Annotated in this window: 14 protein-coding genes; all 14 read right to left on the reverse strand. The window is 56.5% G+C overall.

Annotated elements, in window-relative coordinates; all coding sequences use genetic code 11:
• Positions 1 to 4 precede the first annotated feature (4 nt).
• The 14 genes from ACQUQF_RS20260 to ACQUQF_RS20325 all read right to left on the reverse strand — a co-directional run bounded on the left by ACQUQF_RS20260 (position 5) and on the right by ACQUQF_RS20325 (position 24243).
• Positions 5 to 1261 carry a hypothetical protein gene (locus ACQUQF_RS20260; protein ID WP_435180954.1) on the reverse strand — a complete coding sequence of 419 codons (1257 nt, stop codon included), beginning with the start codon at positions 1259 to 1261 and terminating at the stop codon, positions 5 to 7.
• Positions 1262 to 4173: 2912 nt separating this feature from the next.
• Complete coding sequence (locus ACQUQF_RS20265; protein ID WP_435180955.1) at positions 4174 to 5703, reverse strand: primase-associated protein; 1530 nt, start codon at positions 5701 to 5703, stop codon at positions 4174 to 4176.
• Positions 5700 to 6611, reverse strand: coding sequence for a DNA primase (locus tag ACQUQF_RS20270; protein WP_435180956.1), 912 nt, complete (start codon positions 6609 to 6611; stop codon positions 5700 to 5702). The genes ACQUQF_RS20265 and ACQUQF_RS20270 overlap by 4 nt, the downstream gene beginning before the upstream one ends.
• A complete protein-coding gene (locus ACQUQF_RS20275; RefSeq protein WP_435180957.1) occupies positions 6598 to 11172 on the reverse strand; it encodes an ATP-binding protein in 4575 nt (1524 codons plus the stop codon). Before ACQUQF_RS20275 ends, ACQUQF_RS20270 begins: the two co-directional genes overlap by 14 nt.
• Positions 11162 to 13702 carry a VirB4 family type IV secretion system protein gene (locus tag ACQUQF_RS20280; protein WP_435180958.1) on the reverse strand — a complete coding sequence of 847 codons (2541 nt, stop codon included), beginning with the start codon at positions 13700 to 13702 and terminating at the stop codon, positions 11162 to 11164. The genes ACQUQF_RS20275 and ACQUQF_RS20280 overlap by 11 nt, the downstream gene beginning before the upstream one ends.
• A 35-nt stretch (positions 13703 to 13737) precedes the next feature.
• Complete coding sequence (locus tag ACQUQF_RS20285) at positions 13738 to 14832, reverse strand: hypothetical protein (protein WP_435180959.1); 1095 nt, start codon at positions 14830 to 14832, stop codon at positions 13738 to 13740.
• A gap of 5 nt (positions 14833 to 14837) precedes the next feature.
• Positions 14838 to 16268: a hypothetical protein gene (locus tag ACQUQF_RS20290; protein WP_435180960.1), complete on the reverse strand. Its 1431-nt coding sequence runs from the start codon at positions 16266 to 16268 to the stop codon at positions 14838 to 14840.
• Between the two features lie 2 nt (positions 16269 to 16270).
• Positions 16271 to 16804 carry a hypothetical protein gene (locus ACQUQF_RS20295; protein ID WP_435180961.1) on the reverse strand — a complete coding sequence of 178 codons (534 nt, stop codon included), beginning with the start codon at positions 16802 to 16804 and terminating at the stop codon, positions 16271 to 16273.
• A gap of 386 nt (positions 16805 to 17190) precedes the next feature.
• The gene (locus ACQUQF_RS20300; RefSeq protein ID WP_435180962.1) at positions 17191 to 19023 is read right to left on the reverse strand and encodes a hypothetical protein; all 1833 of its coding nucleotides are present in this window, start codon (positions 19021 to 19023) and stop codon (positions 17191 to 17193) included.
• Between the two features lie 12 nt (positions 19024 to 19035).
• Positions 19036 to 19437: a hypothetical protein gene (locus ACQUQF_RS20305; protein WP_435180963.1), complete on the reverse strand. Its 402-nt coding sequence runs from the start codon at positions 19435 to 19437 to the stop codon at positions 19036 to 19038.
• Positions 19430 to 19690: a hypothetical protein gene (locus tag ACQUQF_RS20310; RefSeq protein WP_435180964.1), complete on the reverse strand. Its 261-nt coding sequence runs from the start codon at positions 19688 to 19690 to the stop codon at positions 19430 to 19432. The genes ACQUQF_RS20305 and ACQUQF_RS20310 overlap by 8 nt, the downstream gene beginning before the upstream one ends.
• Before the next feature lie 137 nt (positions 19691 to 19827).
• Positions 19828 to 20067, reverse strand: coding sequence for a hypothetical protein (locus tag ACQUQF_RS20315; protein ID WP_435180965.1), 240 nt, complete (start codon positions 20065 to 20067; stop codon positions 19828 to 19830).
• A complete protein-coding gene (locus tag ACQUQF_RS20320; protein WP_435180966.1) occupies positions 20060 to 23089 on the reverse strand; it encodes a carboxypeptidase-like regulatory domain-containing protein in 3030 nt (1009 codons plus the stop codon). The genes ACQUQF_RS20315 and ACQUQF_RS20320 overlap by 8 nt, the downstream gene beginning before the upstream one ends.
• A gap of 284 nt (positions 23090 to 23373) precedes the next feature.
• Positions 23374 to 24243 carry a hypothetical protein gene (locus tag ACQUQF_RS20325; RefSeq protein ID WP_435180967.1) on the reverse strand — a complete coding sequence of 290 codons (870 nt, stop codon included), beginning with the start codon at positions 24241 to 24243 and terminating at the stop codon, positions 23374 to 23376.
• Positions 24244 to 24276: the final 33 nt, after the last annotated feature.

Raw genomic sequence — 24276 nt, forward strand, 5'->3', positions numbered from 1 at the left:
CCGGCTATTCGACCGGCCGCCGCTCGACGCGCTCGCTGTTCTTCCACGCTTCGCTCATCCAACTGACCTCCGGGAACACCGTCTGAGTATTCGTCCACCACTCCTTCTCCATCACGACTCCCAGGTCGTCATCTTCCGAGATGCGCCGGTAGCGCTTGTTCGGCAGCCGCGTCACCTCTTCATCCTTCTCTTCGTCGATGCTCCCGCTCGCCCCGTCCGTGTCGAAGCTCACCTGATAGTGGAGTCCGTGCAGGGGTGCCGGTCCATCACCCTGTTCGAGAATCTGGATGTCCGTCTCGCTATCCGCCGCGAGCGTCGCTCGTCCGTTGTACCAGCCGACTTTCGCTCCGGTCACTCGCACTGTGTCGCCTTCGTGGAGAACTGTAGTCTGCATGGAGTTCTCCCACACCGTGAACTTCACCGTTCCACCGTGCTCGTCTTCGATGATACCGACCTGCTGCTGGTTGACCGACGCCGGCTCCCACAGCGTCGTCACTTCACCCTGGACCGTGACGCCCATCTCGTATTCGGCCATCCACGCCTCGAGCGTTTCAATCGGCTGCGGGCACCCGCTTTCCTCTTGGAGTTCTTCTTTCGTCGCTATCACGGCTGCCATCATCGACTTCCCTTCATCCACCTTTTCGGCGAGTATCCGGCTAATCGCCGACCGCTTGGGCGCGTTCGCGACCTTCCGTTCGAGTTTCCGCGCCTGTTCGTTCACCGCCGCGAGCTTCTCTCCTTCCAACCGCTCGCGCACGTCCGGCTCCTCGGGGTCTGCACCGTTCCCGGCTGACGCCGCCCGCGCCTCGAAGTCTGCGTGTTCCACAGCTGCTTCGCTCTCGACCTCGTCCCGGCACCGCGCCGCTCGGTCGATGCCTGCCTCGGCGGCTGCTATGGCCTTCTCACGCTGCCGCTCGCGCTCCTTCTGTTCTCCCCGCATTCGCTCTTCGGTCGCGAGCGTCTTGCCCTCGTAGACGTCCTCGTCTGGACCCGAGACTCCTTTCAGGTCCTGCCGGTGGTTACCGGCCTTCTTCCAGTACGGCCACATCTCGTCGCCCTGCTCGGTTTCGGCTGCTTCGACAATTAGCGCGTTCGCGTTGTCTATCTGGGACGCCACCGGGGTCTTCTCGAGGTCCGGCGTCTGGTACAGGCCGTCGATATCCTGCTCTTCACTTCGGGCTTGCGCGCCCGTCTCCGCCGCCGCCACGTGGTCGTTCGTACTGTACGAAACCTTCTTACCGCTGTCGTTGTTACCAATCATTTGCGTTCACCGAATTGCTGCACGGGCGCGCTCCACCGCGCCCAACCCTACTCGCTTTGAGAGGCTTCTTCATCCGCCACCTATCTGGGTCAACAAAATCTACTGGTTCCTCCGACCGCTGCTGTCTGGTCAGAGGGACGTCTGCGGCGCGCCTCTCAGTTCACCTGGAGGCGCGCCGCGACGTCTGACTGCCGGTGAAACTCACGAGCGAAGCGCGGTGCAGGTCGAGTCGAGCGCGGGTCAGCGCCTTATACCCTCCGCGCATCCGCGGGTCCTGATCCGTCCGTCGCCGGGCGGTGCGGAGAGGCGACGCAACGGAAGCAGGAGACGGCAAGGCCGGGGGGTATAAGGTGCTGAACGGCCGCGGATAAGGCCGACGCGAGACCAGCGGAGACGAGAAGGCAGGAAGCCGTCCGTCGCCGGGCGGTGCAGAGAGGCGACGCAACGGAAGCCCTGCCCCGCCGGACCTGTCCGGGCCCGGCAGGCCGCGCGAGCTTGTCCCGTCCGTCGCCGGGCGGTGCGGAGAGGCGACGCAACGGAAACGCCTCGCGCGGCCTGCCCGGCGCGCAACAGCAGCCCGCGGAAGCGAAGTCGTAGTCGGTCGAGTTATGAGCGCATGCCCGGCAGGCAGCGCAGCGGCCCCCGAGGAACTCCCGGAACCCGTGATAAAGGGGGTGAGCACGGCGAACCCCCTTTATCCGGGAAGCCCGGAGGCAGTCGGGGGTGGAGGGCCCGTGGGCCCGGAAAGCGAGCAGTCTCCGTCCGTCGCCGGGCGGTGCGGAGAGGCGACGCAACGGAGGCCCGCCCGGAACGCGCAATGAGGCCGCGTCTGAACCTGCGTCCGTCGCCGGGCAGTGCGGAGAGGCGACGCAACGCAGGTGAAGATACAGCCAGCCCGGCGCCGGGCGAACCCGGATGCGGGGGTGAGTGCTCGCAACCCCCGCCGTCGGGTGAGTCCCGGTATCGGGTGGCTGTACTTGGCCCGACCCGGTCCCGTGACCGTGCCCCGTCCGTCGCCGGGCGGTGCGGAGAGGCGACGCAACGGAATGCGCGAAAGCCCGGGCCCGGCAGGAACGTAAAGCACGGCCGGACGCGCGCAGACCGAGGAGCACCGCGCTTCGTGTAGGCTGCTTCACATCGGTCTTCTGGCTTCCGAGCTCGGCCGGCTTTGCTTCTCGATCGCTCCATCTGGACTCGCCGCCGGTCGCGAGCTGGCCGACCAGCCGGCGGGTGGGACTGAAAGGGGCTCGCCGCGGCGCGCAACGCTTGGTCGTCTCAGCGACCCCTATCATCCTACGGAAGGATATGTCGCTGAGCGACCGCGCCCGCGGCGAGGGGCTTTCGAGGTAGCGGTTGACCTCGACCTCGACCTCGACGTCGTCGCTGTCGAGATGCTGCTCGAACAACGTCTGGTCGCGACCGTCTTCCCAGCTGGTCGACCCCGTCGTCGACGTTCCTACCCACACGATGGTCTTGCTTACAAGATGCAATACTCCACTCCTCGGTTTCCGGTGTCCGCCGGGATTAGTCGAGGGGGGCAACCCCCGTTCATCTCCACCCCGCCAACTGGCCCAACCGGCACCGATTTGCTCCCACTCCCTCCTGGGCTCAACTGAACACCACCCCTCCTCCTCGACCTCGAGTTCGCCCTGCCACCCCCTCCATCGCGATCGCCACCAACACCAGAACATCTCACTCAGCCGACTACTCTCACTCCCCCACCATCTCCATCTCAATCACCACTCCCACTGACTCGACCACTCCAACCCCCGACCTCGCTCTCCACTCAACCCCCACCTGATCGCGCCCGGCCAACACCCCAATCCCCACTACCATACTTCTGATACATCCGCTTCCTAACCATTGGCCCTCCCCCTCTCCACGCCCCCTGAGCGCCCCCGCAACCACCACCATCTCATTATACCTCCTCATTCCGTTATACCTGGGTGTTTCCTTTGGACGAAAAACCAGGTATAATCCGACCTCTAACTGAATTAAATCCGATTATAATGTCTTTAGGCAGATTAGAGTGCGTGAAAAAGACCGCTACGAATATTCGGCCGTCCTCAACTTCCCTAATAGAGCGCTAAGGATGGTCTTACCCCATCTAGGCAGAAATTTTCGCCCTCAAATTTATCGAATGGTCCTTGAGCACTCGTATTCAGACACTAATAGAGCGCTAACCGGGAATTCAGGCCCTCATTCGGAAGAATCCACCAATTTCGCACCTGTAGCCGCTCGAATGACCGACCTAATAGACCGCTAAGGGGCCATTCAGTACCCTGAGAGTCCAGAATTTCCCGTGTTCAGAGGCCCGGAGTGTCTAATCACTAACCTGTTCTCCTGAAAGTGCGCTAAAGTTAGAGTAAAACGCTTAGGAGCGGTGTCTGGCATCAATAGAGACTTTCGTGAACGGTCGATTTGCCGAATTTTGGAGGTTAGAGACCCTCATTGTGGGTATTCCTGCTACCCCTCCCCCATTGATGACAACCGTATTGTTTTTACGTTTTCAGTATAATTTTGGTGTTCTGGCCAATTCTGTTGCCGACCAGAGGTTGCTGAATGGGTAGTTTGATCTGCAAGTGGCTTACCCCCGAAAAGGTCAATGGAATTATGTCTAACGGAGCTTCAGGTTGGGGGGTTATGTCCCACCGCCAAGAACATATAATTAGTTCTATACAATGGTTCGGTCACAAACCCATGTTGATTTCGCCAAAACACTAGAGATATTTTCTCGGCAAACCTGTTGTCTATCTGAGAGCCTTGGGCAGACGGAAGGGCGTAAAAACTAGACTGGGTATATGTCAGCGGTTTAATCAGGCTCGTATGAGATAAGCGGCGAAGTAAAGTCGAGTTCTCCGGGTGGAGTATTTCTATTGTCTGCAATACATCAGGCCAGTTTGACAGCGCGATTAGAACTCACGGTCGTCTTGGTCGGAGATTTGTTCATACATTTCCTCGGGGAATGGAAGGCTGCCGTAGATGGAGAATGGACACTCTTCTTTCCCGATGCAGTACCGTTGCATATCATCGTTGTCACAGTTCATCGGAAGGGGAGTGTTCCCTTCGATGGTGTTGGTGAACTCGTAGCGAATCTGGTACTCGGTCTCTTGTTCGTCGTACCATGGCCACCGTTGGAAAACTTCTTTCAGGTCCTCGACGATCTCGTCCAGAGATGCATCCCGGTACTGGGGAAGCCACATCACGAGCCGCGTGAAGCTGTAGAGATCCTTTCGGACTGGTCCTTTCTTCTGTAGCCGTTCGTCCATGTTTGCTAAACATGGGAGCTCAAAGAGATCCTCGATTTCTTCGATTTCGAGTTCACTGCTCGCTGACGATCGAGTGAATTTGTACTCGTTCGGGTAGCCTGTCTCTGTCACCTTGACTTCAACGGGGTAGTCGTCGCTCAGTTTCGTGAGGCTATTCCCAAGACTTCGCCTACTGGCTATCTTCGCCAGTTGAGAAGCTTTCCATCGGTCGTCGGGGTCAAATTCTTGAATCGCATCGAAGATATCTTCTGCCGAATAGAACTCGTCAAAGGTCACGTCTCCACTCTCGAGAATCGCTTGACGAATTGCGTCGTACTTGGCCTGCTGGGGGTTCCAGGTATCCCAGATGAGTTCTTTATGCCCAATCTGCATGAAGTGGTCAATCTTCTCGCTGATTGCAGTCTGGGTTTCTGCAAGGTAATCCAGTTCATCGTCGGGTAGCATCTCTTCAGCATTGTCGAGTAGAGCAGGGAATCCCGATTTATGCCACTTCTGGAGTTTTTGGTCGCAATCTTGGACCGGGACATGGACGATGTTGTCTTCGATTTTTGAGACGAACTCACCCGTTGCGGCTTTCGTTTCATCATCGTACCCACCACCGAGTGTTCCATCCTCAGTAACTCGAACCATGCACTTCCGAGATGCAGCTGGCATTGGGATTTTCAGATACGTGTTCCCATCATCGAGGGTCGTCACTCCGGTACAGACGCGACCGGGATGGGGACCATCCTCCCCTGGCGGTTTCTTATACAGAACGTCGGTGACGTCCTCGAGGATCGTTGCCTGATTTTCGTAGGATTGCACCAGCCCAATGATGGTGTTGCTGTAGAGTTCGCGGATGTTCTGCAGGGGGACGAGGTTCTCGGGAGGGGTACTGGTCAATTTCTCGTGCCGCTTGATGCAGGCGGCACTGAGTGTCGCGAGGACGGCAAGTACGGCTGGGTCTTGGACGACGGGGTTAGCCGCGTGGTCCCTGTTAGAGCTTTCATCTAACGCAACGGTACCGAACGTTTCTATGTCTTCCACGAGCTGGCCGTAATCTAACTCACCGTCTCTTCCCCATGCTTTGAAGCCCCTTTCCAGTAGCTGCCGGTGTTTACTGGTGCTGTATTCGCTGGGGAGAACTGCGATTCGATATGCGGCATCGAGACTTTCGCGCGGATCAAAGTTCATTCTGACACCTCCATGGAGCGCTCAGAACAGTCGCTGAGGAACTCCGGGGTTGGTGCCCGACGAAAGTCAAACGTAGGACTCTCGATTGGTTGAACGATACGACTGACGTCCGTATGGAGCGTGTAGGGGAGCCGGGCGACACGCTTCCGGTCGGCGGTCACAACAGAATCAATCGGTATCTCCCGGCGCTTCGTGAGATAGTCAACCAAGACTTCCCGACTTTTCGTATCGTACTGGTGGTCGCGGTCGTCGTCTAATAGATAGACGTGACAGCCCTGCCCACTGTAGACGACCATCGTTTCCTCCGCGTCGAAGTCATCTTCGAAGATATCCCGTACCGTGAATCCGTACTCGAGCGCTTGCTCAATATCTTCGAATGCGTACGGGTATCCTTCGGGCGCAGCATCGAGAATTCCGGCCTTCGACCGGATTTCTTCATCAGAGAGCTCCGAGTCGTTACTGACGAGACGGCGGCCCCGTTCAAGCGCGATATCTTTGGCATCAATATCTACCAGGATGATCCACGACCGTTCCCAATGGTCGAGCGAGTAGTAAACGCCCGCTGGTAACGGGTCGGGTTTGTCGAGAAGATCAGGGTCGACAAGCGCGTAGTCTGAGTTCTCGAACGGGTCGTGGCGCGCTGGACGTTGGATGAAGTTGACGATGTGGTCGAACGATTTGAAGTTCTTGCCACGCCTTCGACTTTCGTATTCGTCCCGAGTCCCTCGTCGAATAAACTCTCGAGCAGGCGCCTCGTCTTTTTTGATAGGATGGCTGTCTCTAAACGCGATGGCGTACTCTTTCGGCCCATCGGATGAGATGAACGATGGTAGTTCGTCTATCCAGTTGGGGAACTCCTGGGTGTAGAATTGATGAATTTCGTCGCGGGTCGCTTCACGCCAAGTCATCTTTCACCTCGTCGTAGAGCTGGGTGAGCGTCCATATCTCGGTCATTCCGGGGAGGTCGTGGTCGGAGATATATTCTTTCAGCACGGTCGAATTCTGGGTTGCTGATGAGGGGATTTCGTCCTCAATTAGCCCATGCGTATGCAGGGCTTCGACGACGTGCGCTGCAGTATCCCGATTGTCGAACACCCAGATAGCGATCGGTGCATCTGACTCGGCCATTTTCTCGTAATCTTCAACCACGGCTTCTGGATTGTTGCTCTCGGTCTCTACCTCTGCCACTTTCTGGATATCTCCTTTAGTGCTGAACGCAGCCACGTCGAAGACCGTCTTCTCGTCCTGTTCGTAGTATTTCTTTGCGTCGTTGTTCAGTTTCTTGTTTGACAGGTATTGGTATAGTAGTTCAACGCCGACCTTGTGGGGTGTCTTCTCGCCGAGGTCACCTTGGCCCTCTCCAACAGCGAGAGAGGCATTCACGAACTCTCGTCCTTCGGGGAGCACCGTGTAGTACACCTTTCTTGCCGCCCGACTTTTCTCAAGGAATCCGAGCTCGGTCAGTTGGTCGAGGTGAATGTCGGTAAAGTCGCTTTTGAGTGACCGCATACTCTCATGGAGCGAATACCCCTCAAGTCTACCATTCATCGCCTTCACGACTGTTCGGAGGAACTCCACGTCGTCTTGGGATAGCCCCTTCTCTTCCAACACGTCGTCCGGAATATCGTCGTTCGCTTTCAGACCCACATCTAGCGACTCTTCGGTGGCTACATCTGAGTCGCTACTGTCATCATCTTCCGGTTCGGAGGAACTGACATTGGGATCTGGGTCCGCGTTTAACGCCTCTTTCAGTTCCCCCATCTCGACGTCGACACCGCGTGTGTCGGCATGGTCGGAGAACCGACCGAGGCGCTGGTAATATTCTTCGTCGGACTCTAAGACGAGACCGCGAGCGCTTGCGAGTAACCCTTCCACGTTGTCGTATGTACAGCAGGAACTTGCATCAGCCCGTCCGACTTCGTCGTCGCTGTAATCTCGGCCACAGATCGTGCAGCGGTAGGCTCCGCCTTCGGTCGTGGTGACGTGTTCCGGGAGTTCGGGTGGTGAGCTAGGAGTTTCGTCGGCAATTTCACCCTCCGAAGCACCAGTCTCGGCGGCCTCGTCGTTTGTTCCTTCCACTTCTCTATCTTCTTCACCGAATGTGAGGTCCTTGGAGTTCTGGAAGAGGCTCGCGTTGTCGCTATCGTTGGATGAGTCTGAGTCGGATGATGTTGCAGCGATGGACGGCCCTGTTTCCCTACTCTCACTGGAAGCCGAGTCGGGGGATTCAGATATAGGCTCGGTAGGCTGAGTGGATTGTTCGGCGGTCGATTTCACAGGCTGAGTATTCAACTGGTCGTCGATGGCGAGATGACGTTGGGTGCGCTTCTTACACCGAGGCATCTCCGCCCGCTCGAACCGCTGCTTCGCTGCCTCCTTCAATTGAGCCTCGCTTTCCGGATGGCCCTGCGGAATGGGCATCGCCTGCAACGAGAACGGAACCGGGCTTCGATCACCAAACAGTGGGCTGGGCAGACTCACCACCCATTGCCCTCGTGGGAGTGATGTAATCCGATTCCGCATCTCCTGGGCGGTCTGGCCCTCGAACTCCAGCACCTCTCCGAGGTCGGGCTCGGACTCGATTGGCCCAATGAGCTTCGTGTGGATCTCGTTCAGGATTTCGTTGTATGCTCGATTGCTCTCCTCGCGAACCTGGCTCGGGTACTGCATCACCAACCCCATCGACAACCCGAACGACCGAGCCTTCGGCAACAACTGATTGTACACGAGTTCGGTGGCTGCGACCGGCGCGGCTTCCTCGATGATGAGATTCACGACTCCCTCGTAGTCCGTCTTCCCGTCGCGACGCCGCTCCTGAACGCTGTCCCACAGCTGGCTCAACAATACCATCGTCACCGCGTGTTTCGAGACGTCCCGGAGCTCACCCAGGTCCACCAAGAGGACGACATCCTCCTCGAGGAAGTCTTGAAATGATAGCACCGGCGAGTCCTCCGCGTAAGTCCCTTTCTCTGCGTCCCACTCGGGAACGTAGTTCAGCATCCGGTAGAGATGGGCGTTCTGCTTGACCTTCTCCAACCGGCTCAGGACTGCGCTCATCGACTGCTGGAAGTCCTTGTCCGGTTTCTCGGAGTGGCGCGAGAGGGTTGCTTCGATATCCCGGTTCGGGTCCGACGACCGTGGGATGCGCTCTTCCTGCTGCATCTTCCGCGCCGCCTCGTAAAGATCGTCCAACCGGAAGGCGTCGTAGCCGTGTTCGCCGTCGAACAGAGAGGTGATGAGGAACGAGAGGATATCGAGCGCGACGTACGCCGCGTTGTACTCCTCTTCGCCCATCACCATCTCCATGATGGCGTGGAAGTGGTTGATCTTGTTCTGGATAGCCGTCTGTCGGTCCTTCCCTGCCTCCAATGCCGGTCGAATATCGAAGAAGGGGACCCCCGGAATCATCTCGGGGACGCGGAAGAAGTAGACGTCGTCGAGGTCGCCCTCTTGGGCGTAGTGTGACTGCATGTAGTCGTGACTCATGCCGTCCCCTTTCGGGTCGATAAGAATCGTTGGCCCACCAACATTCTCGTTGAGCGACAGCATATCCTGGATGATCGCCACCGACTTCCCCGCCCCCGTACTCGCGAATCGAGCGTAGTGCAGCGGCAGCAGTCGTTCGGGAAGCGAAACAGGTTCTTCAACCGGTTCGCCCTGGTTGTCGAGCGGAATGCCGACGTTCATCCCGACGTCGTACTTCTGGAGCAGTTCGGGCTCCGGCAGCGTGAGCGGCGAGTCAGCCTGCTGCTTCGTGTGCGTCCCCCGGAAGGCATCAATCTGCATCTCGCTCCCGCTTGGAGTGACTGCGAGCGCGCAGAGTTCCGAGGGGTTGGCCACGACTTCAGGCCGAACCCGACCGCTCGACACCGACCGCGTGATGACCGACCCTTCCGAGTCGCGAGTCACGAGTTCACGATTAAGGACTCGCTCGAACAGCCGGTGCGACGACGGTGTCTGTGAGAGTCGGGCGTTCTGCCGATCGACGCGAACGCCGTCGATCTCATAGAACTTGCCGTCGAGCTGGTCCAACGTTGGGAGTAATTCGTCAAGAGACCGAATCATGGTCTCTTCGTCGTCCGTCCGAGGCTCTCCCGTTGGCAACTGCCGCTCGCCGATCTGGGAGAGGGAGGCGACCGAGACCGCGCGGATATTGACGTCGAACGTGCGCCGGGGGAGTTTGTTCGAGAGTTGGTCGATGCGCTCGGAAACGTCGTCGGGGAGTTCCGCATCGTCGTCGACGTCACGGTCCGTGCCGAGAAGATCGGTCATGACCGATTGCCCTAACGTGTCACGACCGTTCTTCAGGTCGTGCTTCCGCGAGTCCGCATCCCCGGACCAGTCCGGCTTCGGCCGGAACAACACCTGGAACGCCATGGGTTTCTTCGCGCGCATGAGATGGTTGAACACTGAACTGAGAACTGGCGCAGCCTCGTCGGTGTTGCCCGTATTGGCGCGTCCGGATTCTTCCTGAGTGAGATTCGCCGTCCGGAGAGTGGTCATCCAGTCGTGTTTCCGTGCACCTTTCCCCCGCCATCGGGCGCCGTGGGGATACGTCTCGCTCGCTGCTGGCCGGGCGTAGATATTTCCGTCCTCTGCGAGGGTTGGGCGGTCGAGCGTCGCTATCGGCTCGTCGTCTGGAATCTTCTCCGGCGGGTCAAGAATGACAACTCCATCCTCGAAACGGACTTTCCGAGCCGGGTCAATCGCTTTCTCTGGGTCGTCGTAGGTGTCCGGCAGGTTCTTCTCCGGCGTCTCAGGTAAACTGCTTTGAGGACTCCTTAGCTCGGGCAGATTCGACGCTTCGGTATCTAAGAGCTCCTGTTTTCGGCGAGCCTGAATTGCACTCGGAACATTGCGCTCTAACTCCCCACTGGGCGGACTGGTTGTACCGGACGGTCTCACTCTCGAGGTCGGTTGGCCGTCAGAAGCTTCGGATTCGGACTTGGACCCGTCGCTCTCTGTAGTATCTTTCTCAGAGTCGTCCGGACTGCGGTCTGGGAGGTCTTCCGCTTCGACGAGATCGTCGTAGTCCATCCAGAGGTTGCCGTTACGGAGGTGCTGCTGGAAGTCGTAGCGAGAGAACTTGACGGGTTTGACAAGCCGTTTCCCGATATCAAATTCGACTCGCTCGATGGTGAACGACGACGGGTAGATTTCGAGCAGCCGATTCTCCAGCGTTTGGAGACGGGCGGTAGCTCCGTAGAAGAGTTCAACTGGCTCTTCTTCACCCTGGCTGAACGCGAGGAATTCGAACTCGATAGGCTCTTGACTCCAGCTTTCGGGCTGGAGTTTCCCGAGGAAACCCCCGGTGGTAGAGTCAGTCTTGGTTTGGAGCCCATGTAGAGAGGCAATCTGGTCGCTGGCTTTCTGTTGGTCGAGTGTTTCGGTCGATGGGGTGACGCGAATGTATTCGCGATGAGTATCTTTGGTAGGCGACTCTCGAGAGTCAAGAGTATCAGCATTCATTGGTAACCCTACAATCCTCGGCGATGACTTCCTCGACCGATTTGAGTCTCTGCTTAGCAGCTTCTTCGATAGTCGCTTCTGGGTCCGCGCCACCTCTCACGTCATCGAGGACTGCTTCTATCTCATCGTTGTTCAGCAGATCGAGCAACTCTTCGTATCCGTCCTCAAGTTCGATATCTTCCTCATCATCAGGTAAAGCCAGTATCGGCGGCCCTCCAGAGTCAATAATATGTTGCTCCTGAGAATCTTCCTCAAGCCGTCGCTGTAGTTCCGACAGGTAGACAGATCGACCCTGCTGCTGGACTCCAGGCAAATCTCGGCGACTATCATTCCGCTCGTCGAAGTCGACAACGGCGTTCTCGCCCTCCAGCGAGTATACCTGCATCGGATACCACTGACTGTCGATTTCGACCAACGCCTCCGAATACCCGCCTTCTCCGGTCCGTGCACCCTTCACAAAGCCCACCTGCGCATCGTTCAAATCGAATGTATCCTGCCAGTCTTCGATTTCCTCCGTCCGGTGGAGCACCTTGATGAACGAGTTGTTGATGATCGACTCGGCTTCCTCGTGGTCGAAGAAGTCTCGAATGTTCTGCGTGATAAATCGAATCGATGTGTCGTAGTGGCGACTGTGCCGGACACGCTGGCCAAGAAACTCGAGACTCTTTGCTTCCCGCATCAGGTAGCGGGCCTCGTCAATCGCGAAGATGACGTTCTTCTCAGTCTCCTTCGCTCGCTCGTAGACCAGCGAGAACATCAACTGCATCATGAGCCCGCTCCCACCGCCGGATCCCTCCTGCTGGCTCAAGTCAAGGTAGACGACATCCTCACCGCGGAGGTCGAACTCGGAAGGCCGGGCAAGGTTCTCGTACTGACCGTCTACGAATGGCCGGAGATAGCTAATGAGTGTCGTCGCATGTTCTCGGACGGTCTCGATTTCCTCGTCCGTCCGGACAGTGTACTCGCCAGGGTTGTCGGCCATGTCCTCGAGGATATCGACGACGTCCAAGATCGTCGGACTCTCCTTCCCGTGCGTCTCGACGTCGTGTGTTATCCCTCTCTCGGTGTATGCTTCCTTGACTGCACTATTCAGCTGGGTTCTGGCCGCGCCAAGTTCTAATCCCTGGTTGTGAGCAAAGTTATCGAAGAAGCTCATTACGTCCTTGATCTTGGACGAGAGCGGATCCTGATCAGCAGCGGCAGACTCTTGCAAGTGTTCGGGTGGCTGGCGGATTTCGAGCGGGTTGAGCCCTCGCGACCCACCAATGGTGATTCGTTCGGCACCAAGTGCCTTCGACACGCCAACGAATCCTTCCAGTGGGTCGAGGATAATCAGCATCGTATCCTCCTTCTTGGCGACCGTCCGGGCAGCATTGAGTTTGGTGTCGTAGGATTTGCCCGACCCGGAGTCACCAATCACGACCCAGTTATAGTTCGTCTCGCTCTCAAACGGGTCTTTGATGATCGGCGACCCGTTGAAGGCGTGTTCGCCCATCTCGACCCCGGTGTCATCGATGAGCGTACTTTTCGTCGCTGACCCCAGTATTGCACCGACTCCTTCCCCGAGGATTACTTGTGAGGGGTCCATTTCGGGTTCGTCAGCGAGCACGTCTTTCGCAACTGGAGCAATACTTTCGAGCGTGCATAGCTGCTTGCCGCGAACGGTCTTCAGCCCGATATTCGCCGGGGCATCACCCATGACTTTCCGGATAGCTTCCGATTGGCTCTGGAGTACCTCTTCGCTATCTCCACGAACTGACGTGTAGAGGGTGACGTCAGATGGACGCTGGCCGTTCTTAATCTGATCGCGAACGTTGGCTGTCTTGCGGGCTTCTTCTTTTTTATCGCCGGCAGCGAACTCGTTGGTGTTCTCGCCGAAGATTTCGGCGTCGGCCTGAAGGGACTCGGCTCGACTCTCGGCCTTGCGGAGGGCCCGTTTCCGGTCTCGGGGTTTGATGTGTATCGAGAGGTCGAACGAGAGGTCGGGCTTCGTAAAGAGGCGCTTGAACACCGCATCGGGGACTTCATCAGGCCACGTATCAGCAAACATCGCCTTCCGCCACTTTTGACCGGACTTGATCTTGCCGTACTGCGGCCGAATCCCACTCGGGGCAACCGTTTCCTGGTGGAGGTCGTCCATCCGGTCGAGATACTCATCATCGAGTGAGTATCCGACTCCTTCCACAGGCGCTGTCTCGCTATCTGAGACGGCCTCCTGTTCGGGTTCAGATTCATCGGCTCCGTCATTCAGAGACGGTTCCGCGACGGCTGCTTCTTCCGTGAAATCTTCTGGCTGCTCGTTCTCGTCGACACCCGCGGTGGATGCTTGGTCGTCGAAGAGACTCCGAACGAGCTCAGTGATAAGACCGTCCTCAAAGTCGTTATTGAGCTTGAAATGGATACCAACTGCTCCAATGAGACCGACTGTTCCGAACAAGAGCAGATAGATGCCAATCCCCTGGAGCGGGGCAGGACACCCACCCGCAGTCGTACACTTGTTCGGTGTCGATGGCAGCCACCCGAAGAGCATGTCCCAGATACCCGGTGGGACCGTAACAAGTGGATTCATTCTGCCACTACCCCATCGGGGTTTCGTGAGACGGCGGGCTGTTGGCGGACCTGCAAGCCGTTCTCGGGGTCTTCAAAGTCGGGTTCGATACCTTCCCAGAAGTGTTCGTTCATCGCGATCCATTCTTCGACCGGTACTCGGCGACTGTCGAAGCCCGAGATTTCTTGGACGAGGTTTGATTCGATTGACTGGGTGCGATGGTTGAGTTTGTCGAACATACGGGCTCGACGCTTCTGTTCGGTGAGGTCCTCGCGGTAACTCGCGAATGCCGCGAATAGAATACCGAGGAATGGAATCTCAGCGAGCTTTTCGAGCGCGGTTTTGTCTCCGCCTTCGGGGTTGATGACTTCGGCTCTGTCCACTGGGATGATGATGTAGAAGTGAACGAGTTCCGTACCAGAGTCTGCGAGCTGTTGGGGCCGGGTTTCGATCTGTTCTTGGATGAGAGCCTGGAGAACTGGGTTGTCGTTGACGTCGGGGTCGCGAAGTCGGTCAATGAGCGAGTTGATGTAATCGCCGATCGGGAACGACCGTGTGGTCACGTACACCTGCACATCGAAATCGAGGTTTTTGTTCACCCAGTCAGCACACGTCCTAGTGACCTGGGCCCAGTCTTCGGCCTCGGCAAAGTCCATATTCGGCGGTTCGAGCTTCACGGCGCCGACAAGCTGTCCGTCGTCACGTTCCAACGCATCGCGTGCGGGATAGAACCGCTTGATGTGCGTCGTGTCTCGTGTGGCCTTATCCAGTTGGTACTGCCGGATGATGTTATCGTTCGCCTCGAGTGTGGCATTCGAGACATTATTGATTTCGCCGGGTTGCTTCACGTAGTATGCGGCGGTCTTGATCCATTGCCGGACGTTGAGATAGCTAGGCGTCACATACACCAATGTCCCACCAGCGACGGTGAGGAAGATTGTGAGCGCAACCCCGAAGGCTCCGAGTTCGAGCAGCGCGGTCAGGGTGATGCCGACGCCTGCTGATCCGGCGACTGCCCAGAAGTCGGGCGCTTCGATTCCAAGATAGGGTATTTCATTCGGCTGTTGTAGCGATTCGAGCGTCGTTCGTCCGCCTGAATTAGTCGTCGACATGGTTGTTACTTCCCGTATTTTTCTCTGAGTGCCTTTCTGCGAGCTGCACGCCCACTCTGAGACTGGTCACCCTTGGAGAGTCGAGCCTTCGACTCCAAAGACGAGTAACCAGCCCTGCGGGCGGCCTGTGATGCCTGTTCTAACACGGAGCCCCGGGCTGGATTATCGGTCCATCGAATCGGTGGTCCTGATCCGCTATTTCTCAATTCGAACGTATCAGGATCGTTCGGGCCATCGAATCGGGGGTCTTGGCCTTGCTCTGCGAGATACTCGTAGTCTTCCCACGGACTGAAGGATACGCTCGGCTGATCCGCATTCGTAGGTTCGGCCGACCACGAGCCAGTCTGGGCCCGGTGCTTTGTAGCCCCGTAGCCCTGCTGAACGGCGGAAGGTGCTGAGCGAGTGAGGTCACTGATTCGGTCTTCTCCAGAAGCAGCGTAGTCTCCAAGCGACGTATCGGTGTCACCGACTCCTTCACCGAGACTGGCTGCAGATTTACTTCCTAACTTCTGCTTGGTCGCATACGTTGCTAACGCCGCACCTCGACCGAGCGACGACTGCATCACCAGATAGAACCCGGCGATCGACGCGATGGGAAGCAGGATCACAAGGATAATCCGTAACAACCCACCGAAGGACGGGCCGCCAGTCAGGGTGAGGTCTCCGCCGTTGAACATGATAGCGGTGAGTTTGATTCCGACGGCAGTGAGTATCGGCAGAAACGACATTTTAATGAACATTTTGAGAATCGTATCTGCGATACCCGTGAGCACAGGAATACCGGTAAATCGGAAGGTAATGAGCAGCGGCATCCCGTACATTACACCAACCAGCAGCATGACGCGGCCGAGATAGAGGAGCATGGCAATCAGGAGGACGATTAAGTCAATAGCTCCCATGAGAGTTGAAAGAACATTCAGACCGGGTGTCGCAACTCCTGCGCCGATTGCACCTATAAGCCCGCTGAATATCCCTGTCAAATTCGCAGAACCAGCTATTGAGCGAGCTATTCCATCCATCACATGAAGAAGAATTGCTCCACCGATCCAGCCACTGGGAAGGAGCAATAACGTGGTAACGATGTTGTTTCGTGATTGTTGGGCCTCATATGACCCGATGGGAAGCGACGAGAGAAGATTCGAAGCGAGGTAGAGGATGGCCAATATAACGACTGAGACGATCATCATGTCCCCCCATGCTGCGTTATAGATGTCTGTCCACATCCCATTATGAGGTTTCGAGAAGATCGCAGGAGTCTGCTCGCAATTCGGATACTGCGCAGCATCAGCAGACGCACACCGCATGGGCTTAGGCGTATAGAGGAGAAGGTCAAGGAATGGGTTAATGAACTTGTCTTCAAGGAAATCTGAGATGACGTCGCTTATCGTAGCGAATATACCAAAAAGCGCGTCCTCAAGGCCATCCCACCATCCCATCGTTATTCCCTCTCAATCGAGATGCTACAACCCTCAACGTGGATATATTCATAATCGCCACTGGAACTCCACGAGAAGGTTTCCGTCAAGTCATCTCCCACGGTGGTCGTAAGGGTCACCTTCCCTTTGGCTTCTGAACCGCACTTGATGTGACCCTCAACAACGCCGATGAATGGTTCCCGGTCCGCGTAGAGAGTTGTCTTTGCGCCGGGACTAAGCGTGACTTGTTCGTGGTCTCGAAGGTTCTCATCATTGGCCGGTGTCGGATTGGGAGTGTTCAGGAAGAGCAAGTTCGTGATGGTAACAGGCCCACTTCCTGTGTTCTCAACTTTGACGCTAGCATTGTGCTTCCAATTGCTTGAGTCCTTGTCCCAGTCAAGACCAGGATTGTTCTTTGCGGCGTAGAGTTTGACAATCTCCAACTTGGGTTTAATAGAGATGGTTTCTGTCTGGAGTGCTTCGCCACCGGAAGCTGCGATGACTTTCTGCTCCCCTGGTACGTATCCCTGGACTAGATTAAACGAGACCGATGTCACTCCCGCTGCAAGTGACTTGGATTTGAACTGCGTTCCATTTGGATCAATGACGTTGAGCTTCTCGGCATCGTTCTCCGACGCGAGTTCAACCTTCAGTTTGGCGTCTTCGACGAATACCTCTTTAATTGGATTCGTTTCTGTGGCCGTCGTCGTCTTTGTCTCCGACTTGTCCGGCTCTTGGCCCGTCGTCGGAGTCGTGTTAGACGACGAACAGCCTGCGAGCAGGAGACTGCTCGCGCCGGTAATTGCGTGCAGGTACTTCCGCCGACCAAGATTATTGTTAATTCCAGTTATTTTATGTTTGGTATTATTTTATTTCTGTTGCTTTAGTGTTGCTAATTCACCGGCCTTCACACCAGCGGGGGCCGACAAACACTCACACATGCCTACTTCCATGGTTTCCAAGGCGGCCAAGCACTCACACCAGGAAGCTGGTCGAGGAAGTAGAACGGGACGATAATCGGTAGCGAGTACACGAACACTCGCACCCAGAACTCCGCCTGGGTGTCCACGGTGAGGAAGTCCGAGTTCGTCACCGCTCGTGCTTGAGACTCGGTATAGCCTGGCTGCGCTTCCCACCACTCTCCTGGCCTGAATTTCGCTTGGATCGTCGTTTTCTTCTCGAGCGTAACGAGAACGATACCACTCGCGTTCGTGTTCACCTTGTGACCCTCGATGAACAGATACCCACTCCGCGAACGCAGGTCGATAGAATCACTCGTGTTCTTCTCTTGTAGTACTGCTCGAACAGTCACATGCGACGAGTTGGACGCGACCACGTCCAACGTCAAATTCGTCTGCCGAATCTCAGCCGTCCCGCCGATCTCCATCCCGCCGCTGGTCACGCCACGCACAATCCCGTCCGCTTCGACTTCGCCACTCTCGTTTTGGTACTCGATTGCGACGCTCCGCGAATCATTGTACGTGTCCGCGGCGACCGGCAGGTCAAGCGAGTTCGCGAGCGTCCCGTTCGGACTCGTCCGGTTCTGACCCTCGAGCCGCTTCAGAATCGACGCTGAATGCGGTGTGTTCCCCGTTGTATTCGTCGACATCCCTCGCGACGACGGGAACGCAAAGACACGAGCAGGCCGCAGCGACGACTCTTTCCGCTCTGGGTCACTGTTGGACTCGACGATGAACGAGTCCCAGTCGGGGTCTCGGGCGGTGTAGAACCGCCATTGAGTCGAAATCTGAGCTCGGTTATCGATCGTTGCGCCGGCCCAGAGTTGCTGGGTCTGGATAATGAACGACGTCGTCCCCTCAGCTGTTTTCGCGGTTTGGACGGCAGCCTTGAGATCATAGACCGTGACGGGGTCGAGGGTGTCGCTGACGACCACTCGGTCGGTGATGACCTTCTCGGCCGTTTCCCACCAAGTCCGTGTCTCCTGGTCGCAATCGAACCTCGATTCACCGTCGACGTGAACGGTCCGGCACTCTTCGTACGTCCCACTGTGCCGCGTCTTGACCGTCTTCACCACCGAGTACTCGATGACGGCTGCGAACGTCAGCGACGTCGTGAACGAGCCAGTCCCGCGAACGTCGTACGAGATATTCGCCGTGTGCGAGCCGCTTCCAGTGCCGATTCGCGCCCCGGACCGCCCGCACGTTGACGACGCATCCGGCCCGACAGTCCGCCCCTGCAAGACGCACGTTTTTGTGATACCGTGGTCCGAGAGTTCCCAGAGAACCTTCTTTCCGTCTGCACCATTGTCGTCTTCGGCGGGAAGGTTCAGCCGGTAGTCGACTAGCCCGAACAGCCGCCCTTCCGGGCGGATGTAATGGCGAGTCGTGGACTGGTTGAGATGGACGCGAGTTGTCGGCTGCGCCCTGTAGATGGTCGCGTGCGCGTCTTCGATCCAGCCACGGTCTCCCTCGACGAGGACTGCGTTCTCCGGATAGACTGATTCCGTCGGGGATGGTGAGAACGAATCCGCGAAGCTGGCGAAGTCGTTCCGGTTCCAGATCGCTGCGGTCACTGGTGGCCGACTCCACACCCAGTCAGTGACGTTGAGGTAGGCACCGATATCCGTCTGGTTTTGGCCGGTCTGCGCTCGGTACGCTGACTCGTTGACGTAGTTGTCGTCGTCAAGTGACCAGAGTTTCTTCGTCTCGTTCGCAGGAAGTGGGGTTTCGTCTCCTGTCTGGGTATCTGTAATGGTGGCTCCGACGGTCGCGGTGAGGATTAGGAGCCCGACGCTAGACAGGAGAAGACGGTTCATGGTGGATCTTGCTTAGAAGGGCACGAGGTTGATGCAGCTCGCCCACGGCAGGCCAGCACCGTTGATGAGGACCACGAGAACCGGGCCGGCGATGAACGCCTTGAAGCCCGATCGGATTGCTCGGCCCCGGACTTTCTTCAGTTTCTGTTCTTGTTCCTGGCTCACGAACGGGAAGCCTTCCAGGGCGTTCGTCCCGATGTAGGTTACGAACATGCCTGCGCCTGCACCGTAAATGCAGAGCTTGATGACGGTGTTCGCGATGCCGGATAGGAAGTTTGTCTGGCAGACGGGATTATCCGATGTACCTTGCGCGAGAGTTGGAGCTGAGAACAGGATTGCTACGATAGTCGCGATTGCTAGGACGCGAGCAGCCGTTTCGATTCGTTGGTGGTTCATGTAGTCGATATCATTCATGCGTGGTGGGTTCAAGATGGTCTGCTTGTTCGTGGAACTCTTCGATACTGGTCACGTCCTCGAGGACGGCTTGGAGACTCCGATCGCAGTTCTGGATTGCTTCGATCGAGCGCTCGAGAGCCTGAGGGTCGTACCCCAGTTGTTGTATCCGGTTGTCGATGGATTCGCGGAAGAGTGCTGAGGCGTTGACCGTGGTGTTGAGTTCGAGGAAGACCTTGTGATAGGGCCGTATGGTTGAATTCCGTGTTTCCATTGTGTCAGTTTTCGGATTCAATGTGGGTCTATGCCTGTGCCAATTTAATCTGGATAGCGCCCTAACATAAAGTTTCTGGAAATACCTTACCAATTATAGAACTTGATAATCAAAAGAAAGCAGAAGGCGGACACCCGCTACCAGAACGACGCCTCCGGATTTACGAATACCGCATCCCGAATGAGGTCCAAACCCTCAAGTCCAATCTGAGATAGTTCTGATTGATCCCCTGCAGAATTACTCATCTGCCACCAATCCTCGAACTGCTGGTCGTACAGGTCTTCAAGATGCTCGGCGGAGTACTCGGTTGCCAACGCTTCTGGCGAAACCCATCCGCCAACCGTATTCTCCGCATTAACCTGAGACGCGTCAGCCATCGCCGCTTCCCTCCGTTGACGTCTTAAACTGGTTGTACTGGTAGGTCAATCCAGAGCCTTCCACGACCGCGTAAATCTGGGATGCGTCAGCGGTCTTTACCCGGATCGTGTTCTTCCCCTCGCTGAACCACTCCGCTGGGAGGTGCAACGTGGCGTTGCCATAGAGTTTCCCGTTCGTCAATTCTGCCGAAGGGACCGCTTTAGAGTTCACCTCTCCGTCTGCATTCTCGACGATAACCGTCGGTTGCTTTGTCCGGCGCGACTCTCCCTTGTAAGTAAGAGACGCATTAAGGGCTGTCTGGATACCATCAACCTTCCCAGCCTGGACCTCGATACCGGTTTCTCCCAGCGAGAGTGAGCTGATATTCTTCTGCGGAGCCTTCCCAACCTCGACCGGCAAGGGTCCATCTATACCGAAGTCAGTGGGGTACTTATACCGGTGATCGCCGACGTTGATGGTCGCATCTGTCGGGACTGCTCTTGCGTCGTAGGTGAGCGTGTAGTTGACTGATCCTCTATTGGTCGCGATATTGAACGTGTACTGGCCGGGAGTGACTGCAGATGACGGGATGTCACACGTCATCTCGCCTGTCAGGATGCCGTCCTTGTTACAGAGCGACATCCCGTCTACCATGACCCGGGGGTTTTCGGTTCCGACACGTTCAGTCCATGTGAGCCTGGTATCGAGATTCACGTCACCCTGCCCAGCACGAATCCGAATCGAATTATGCCCGGTCTGCAGGTTGCTGACGGGGATTGTCTTCGTCTCGCCGCGGTCTAACCCAGCGATTTGGAACGACTCACCGTTGATCTCGTAGGTTGCCGTTTCTGGGTCAGATGCTAGTTTCGTCGCTGTCGCTTCAACATCGACCACCGCACCGCCGGTCATATCATAGTCGAGCTTGACTGACTGACCTTCCTCGAGAACGACTGTTTTCGTAACAGAGTCTTTCTTTTCTTCTCCCTCGCCGGTAGTCCAGCTGGCACTGAGATACGCACTCCCGAATCCAGTTCCATTCGCCTTAATGTTGGCAGAGAGATCCCCTGCGAAATCTCGCCGACCACAGTAACCTTGGTACGCTTCGAACCGATACTTTACCTTGATCTTGTACACTCCGTCGGACTGGGCCGTGACAAGGTCTTTACTGCCGCTCTTCGATTTACTCCGCCACGTCCAGTCTTCAATGTGGTCGTTCCACACCCGCTTACAGAGGATGCTCTTGTGGTAGCTGCCTTCTCTCGGTTCATACCATTTGTTTGCCGTGACTCGGAGTTGTGCATCGGTCGGTGGGAGATTTCCGCCGAGGTAGGTGGACTTGTAGACGCGATCCCCGGCATAGCTATGCAGCGAGTTGAATGATTGCCGGTGCGAGGACTCGGAATATGACCCTTCAAGTTTTAGCGAGACGTCCGAGGGCTTCTTGTTCCCCTTAATCGAGAGAGTTGGGTCGGTTCCAGTGAACGTTCCGCTCTCGGTGAACGTCGCTGATTGGATTTGAGCCGCTATTTGGAGTGTCTGGTTTGTGGGCTGCTGATTCCCGTCGATAGATAGTAGCTCATCGATAGAGGACCCGCTGAAGTAGCTCGTCTTCTTACTATCAGCGTGAAGCCCCTGTAACCGGACTTGTATCGATTTCGCGTTCTGTGGCTGTTGGAACGTGACGGTCGAGGCGATATTCGACCCCTGCCCCTCGATATGGATTTGCTGGTTCTCATAGGTCAGCAACTGGAGGTGGTTCTTCGCGACGGTCCCGTCCGAGTTCTCGAAGAACATCGCGTAGTCCGACCCATTCTTGACCGAGATCGAGCCGTTACTATACATCTGGAATTGCACTTCATCGGAGACCGCAAGGTCAGTGCCTTCTGGTGGCTCGAAGTAAATCGTGTGCGATCCGACGGCCACGTTCTCGAAGGAATATTTGCCGTCCTGATTCGTCGTCGTACTCCGTGGCGTGCTGTGCAAGTAGACCGTTGCACCCGAGACTGGGTTCTCATCGGAGTCGTAGACTGCTCCTTGAATTGTGTGCGTCTGTTTGACGCTCGAGGTGTTCGTATCGTCAAGCGTCTCGTGTTTTTCGCCCCAGTCGTCTGGGGTCCAGTTACCGCCGTCTGGGTCCCACTCATTCAAGTCAGACGCTACTTCGGTTTCGTTTGCTTGGTCGACGTTCGGAAGATCGCTATCATTGAGCTGGTTACTTTCCCACTCTAATATCGCATTACGAGCATCACTGTAGTTCCCGTACACGAACGGGGTTTCGAGATGAGTTCGGTTCGGATGGAGATAGACGATTGAGCCGTTGAGTTCTCCAGCAACGACATAGGAACTGTTGTGTTCGAAAATCTGCCAAGGGGTCGTTTGGTCGGCGGTGTTATTTGGTTGGGTGGGGGAGGGGTACTGGTTGGGCTGCTCTTGGTGTTTCGATCCCCAAGCGAGAATTGCGTTTCTGGCTGCGGTGATGTTGCTGAAGTAGTACGGTTCTGTATTTGTCTCTCCCTGAGGTTCTAAGTATGTGACTGTCCCGTTGATTTGTCCGGCGACAATGTAACTGTTCGAGTAGGTGTAGATCGTCCAGTTATCTGTCTCTTGATACACCTCGAAGGAAGCGTTCTGTGGACTGTCAGCACTCGAGAGATTGCTATAGGGGCCTTCGGACGCACTGGCGGCACCGCTGTTGCCGAGGTCGATTGGGATTCCTGCGGTCGCAAGCATGAAAACGCCGGCCAAGAGAAACAGTCCGAAGAAGGCGGCGAGTGTCCGGAAGCTCAATTCACGGAAAATGGAAGCGAATGTCTCGGTTGACAGGCTAAATCCGGTATCCAGCTGGGCTCGAGCTTCTTCGGGTGGCACCTGGTCGATGTCGCAGCCGTCGTTCGGGCACTTACTCCCGTAGATGATTTGCTCTTCAGTCGAATCGTAGAACTTCGTGATCTTCTCTTTTTCTTCAAGCCCAGTTGTGAAACAGGAGGGGCACTTCATCTCCGAGCGGTCACTGGCATCACCGTCAGGGTACTTCGTCACCATATTTATTTGAGCGTAGTATATGTAGTTGTATTGCGGATTATAGCGGTATGAACGTTCATTCGGGAGAATCAATCACCCATACATATAAAAAATCAATGGTATCAATCCCCTAATTATCTCTCGTGATAATACGGCGGCAGTTCAGGAGCAGAGAGACTCTAAAGAATCTCCCTGAAACACTTTCGTTTCCCAGGGAATCGGCCATCTCGAACGTTTCTGCTATAGAGTTCAGTACCCTCAAAATTCGCAATACAACAGATCACCCAAATGGGGTACTCACGCTGTCAGGGGAGTTGGCCGTCTGGACGCGGAACCAATCCATTCGTCACCTCGTGGTCGACCCGGCGCAGATGCTTACACCCACCCTCGGGCTCCCGCTGCTGCCAGTCCGGACACGGACAGGACGTTGCGACGATATCGACCCGATAGGTGTTCCCGGACTCGGAGTGCACCTCGTACGTTCCACCCTTCTCGTACAGTGAGACGTCCATGTCTTCCTCGAGCGCTCGCTTCGTCCGAGGGGCGACGTCCTTTTCAGGGCTCCGCGGCTGCTGAATGGAAGGCGCCTGACCGAGATCGCTCTGCGGCGACACAGCCACAGGTACACCCCCGTCAGTCATTGGTACCGACTTTTCCTGACGAAAACTCCCCGTACTCGGCCGGCTCACTTTGTCGATACTCCCCCATCGCGAGTCGGTGACCACGACCGACTGCCCTTCGTGTTTCGCCTGGATGAACTCGGCTGCATTTCGGAGCCCTGTGACGAGCCGGTCGGTGTACTCGGCTTCTGGATCGACGAGGTCGATGATGTACGTGTGTTCGCCGGCCCGCCTGATCTCGTAGTGGCCGTCCGGAGCACCCGCCGTGATGAACCCGCCAATTCGAGACAACAGCAGTCCCTTATCGAGGGCTACTCTTGCAAGAGCGAGTTGCTTTTCTACAGACTCGGCAATTTGGTCACTCGTCAACTCGATTTGGCTGAGTTCGCCCAGACTGCAGTCGGTACAGATATAGACATCTTCGATTCGGTGGTCGGCTGCGTACCCACTCGTTTGCGAGAGCTCGCCACCGCAGAGCGGGCACCGGTCCTCTGCGAGAACTTCGATCTGTCCGCCAGCAGACGGGCTATATTCTGGATTTTCGCTTGAAGTCATCAATACTCCCTCACTCCCGACGGGGAGACACAA

It is taken from the genome of Halorussus sp. AFM4 (genome assembly GCF_051194995.1).
In the GTDB taxonomy this organism is placed as follows: domain Archaea; phylum Halobacteriota; class Halobacteria; order Halobacteriales; family Haladaptataceae; genus Halorussus.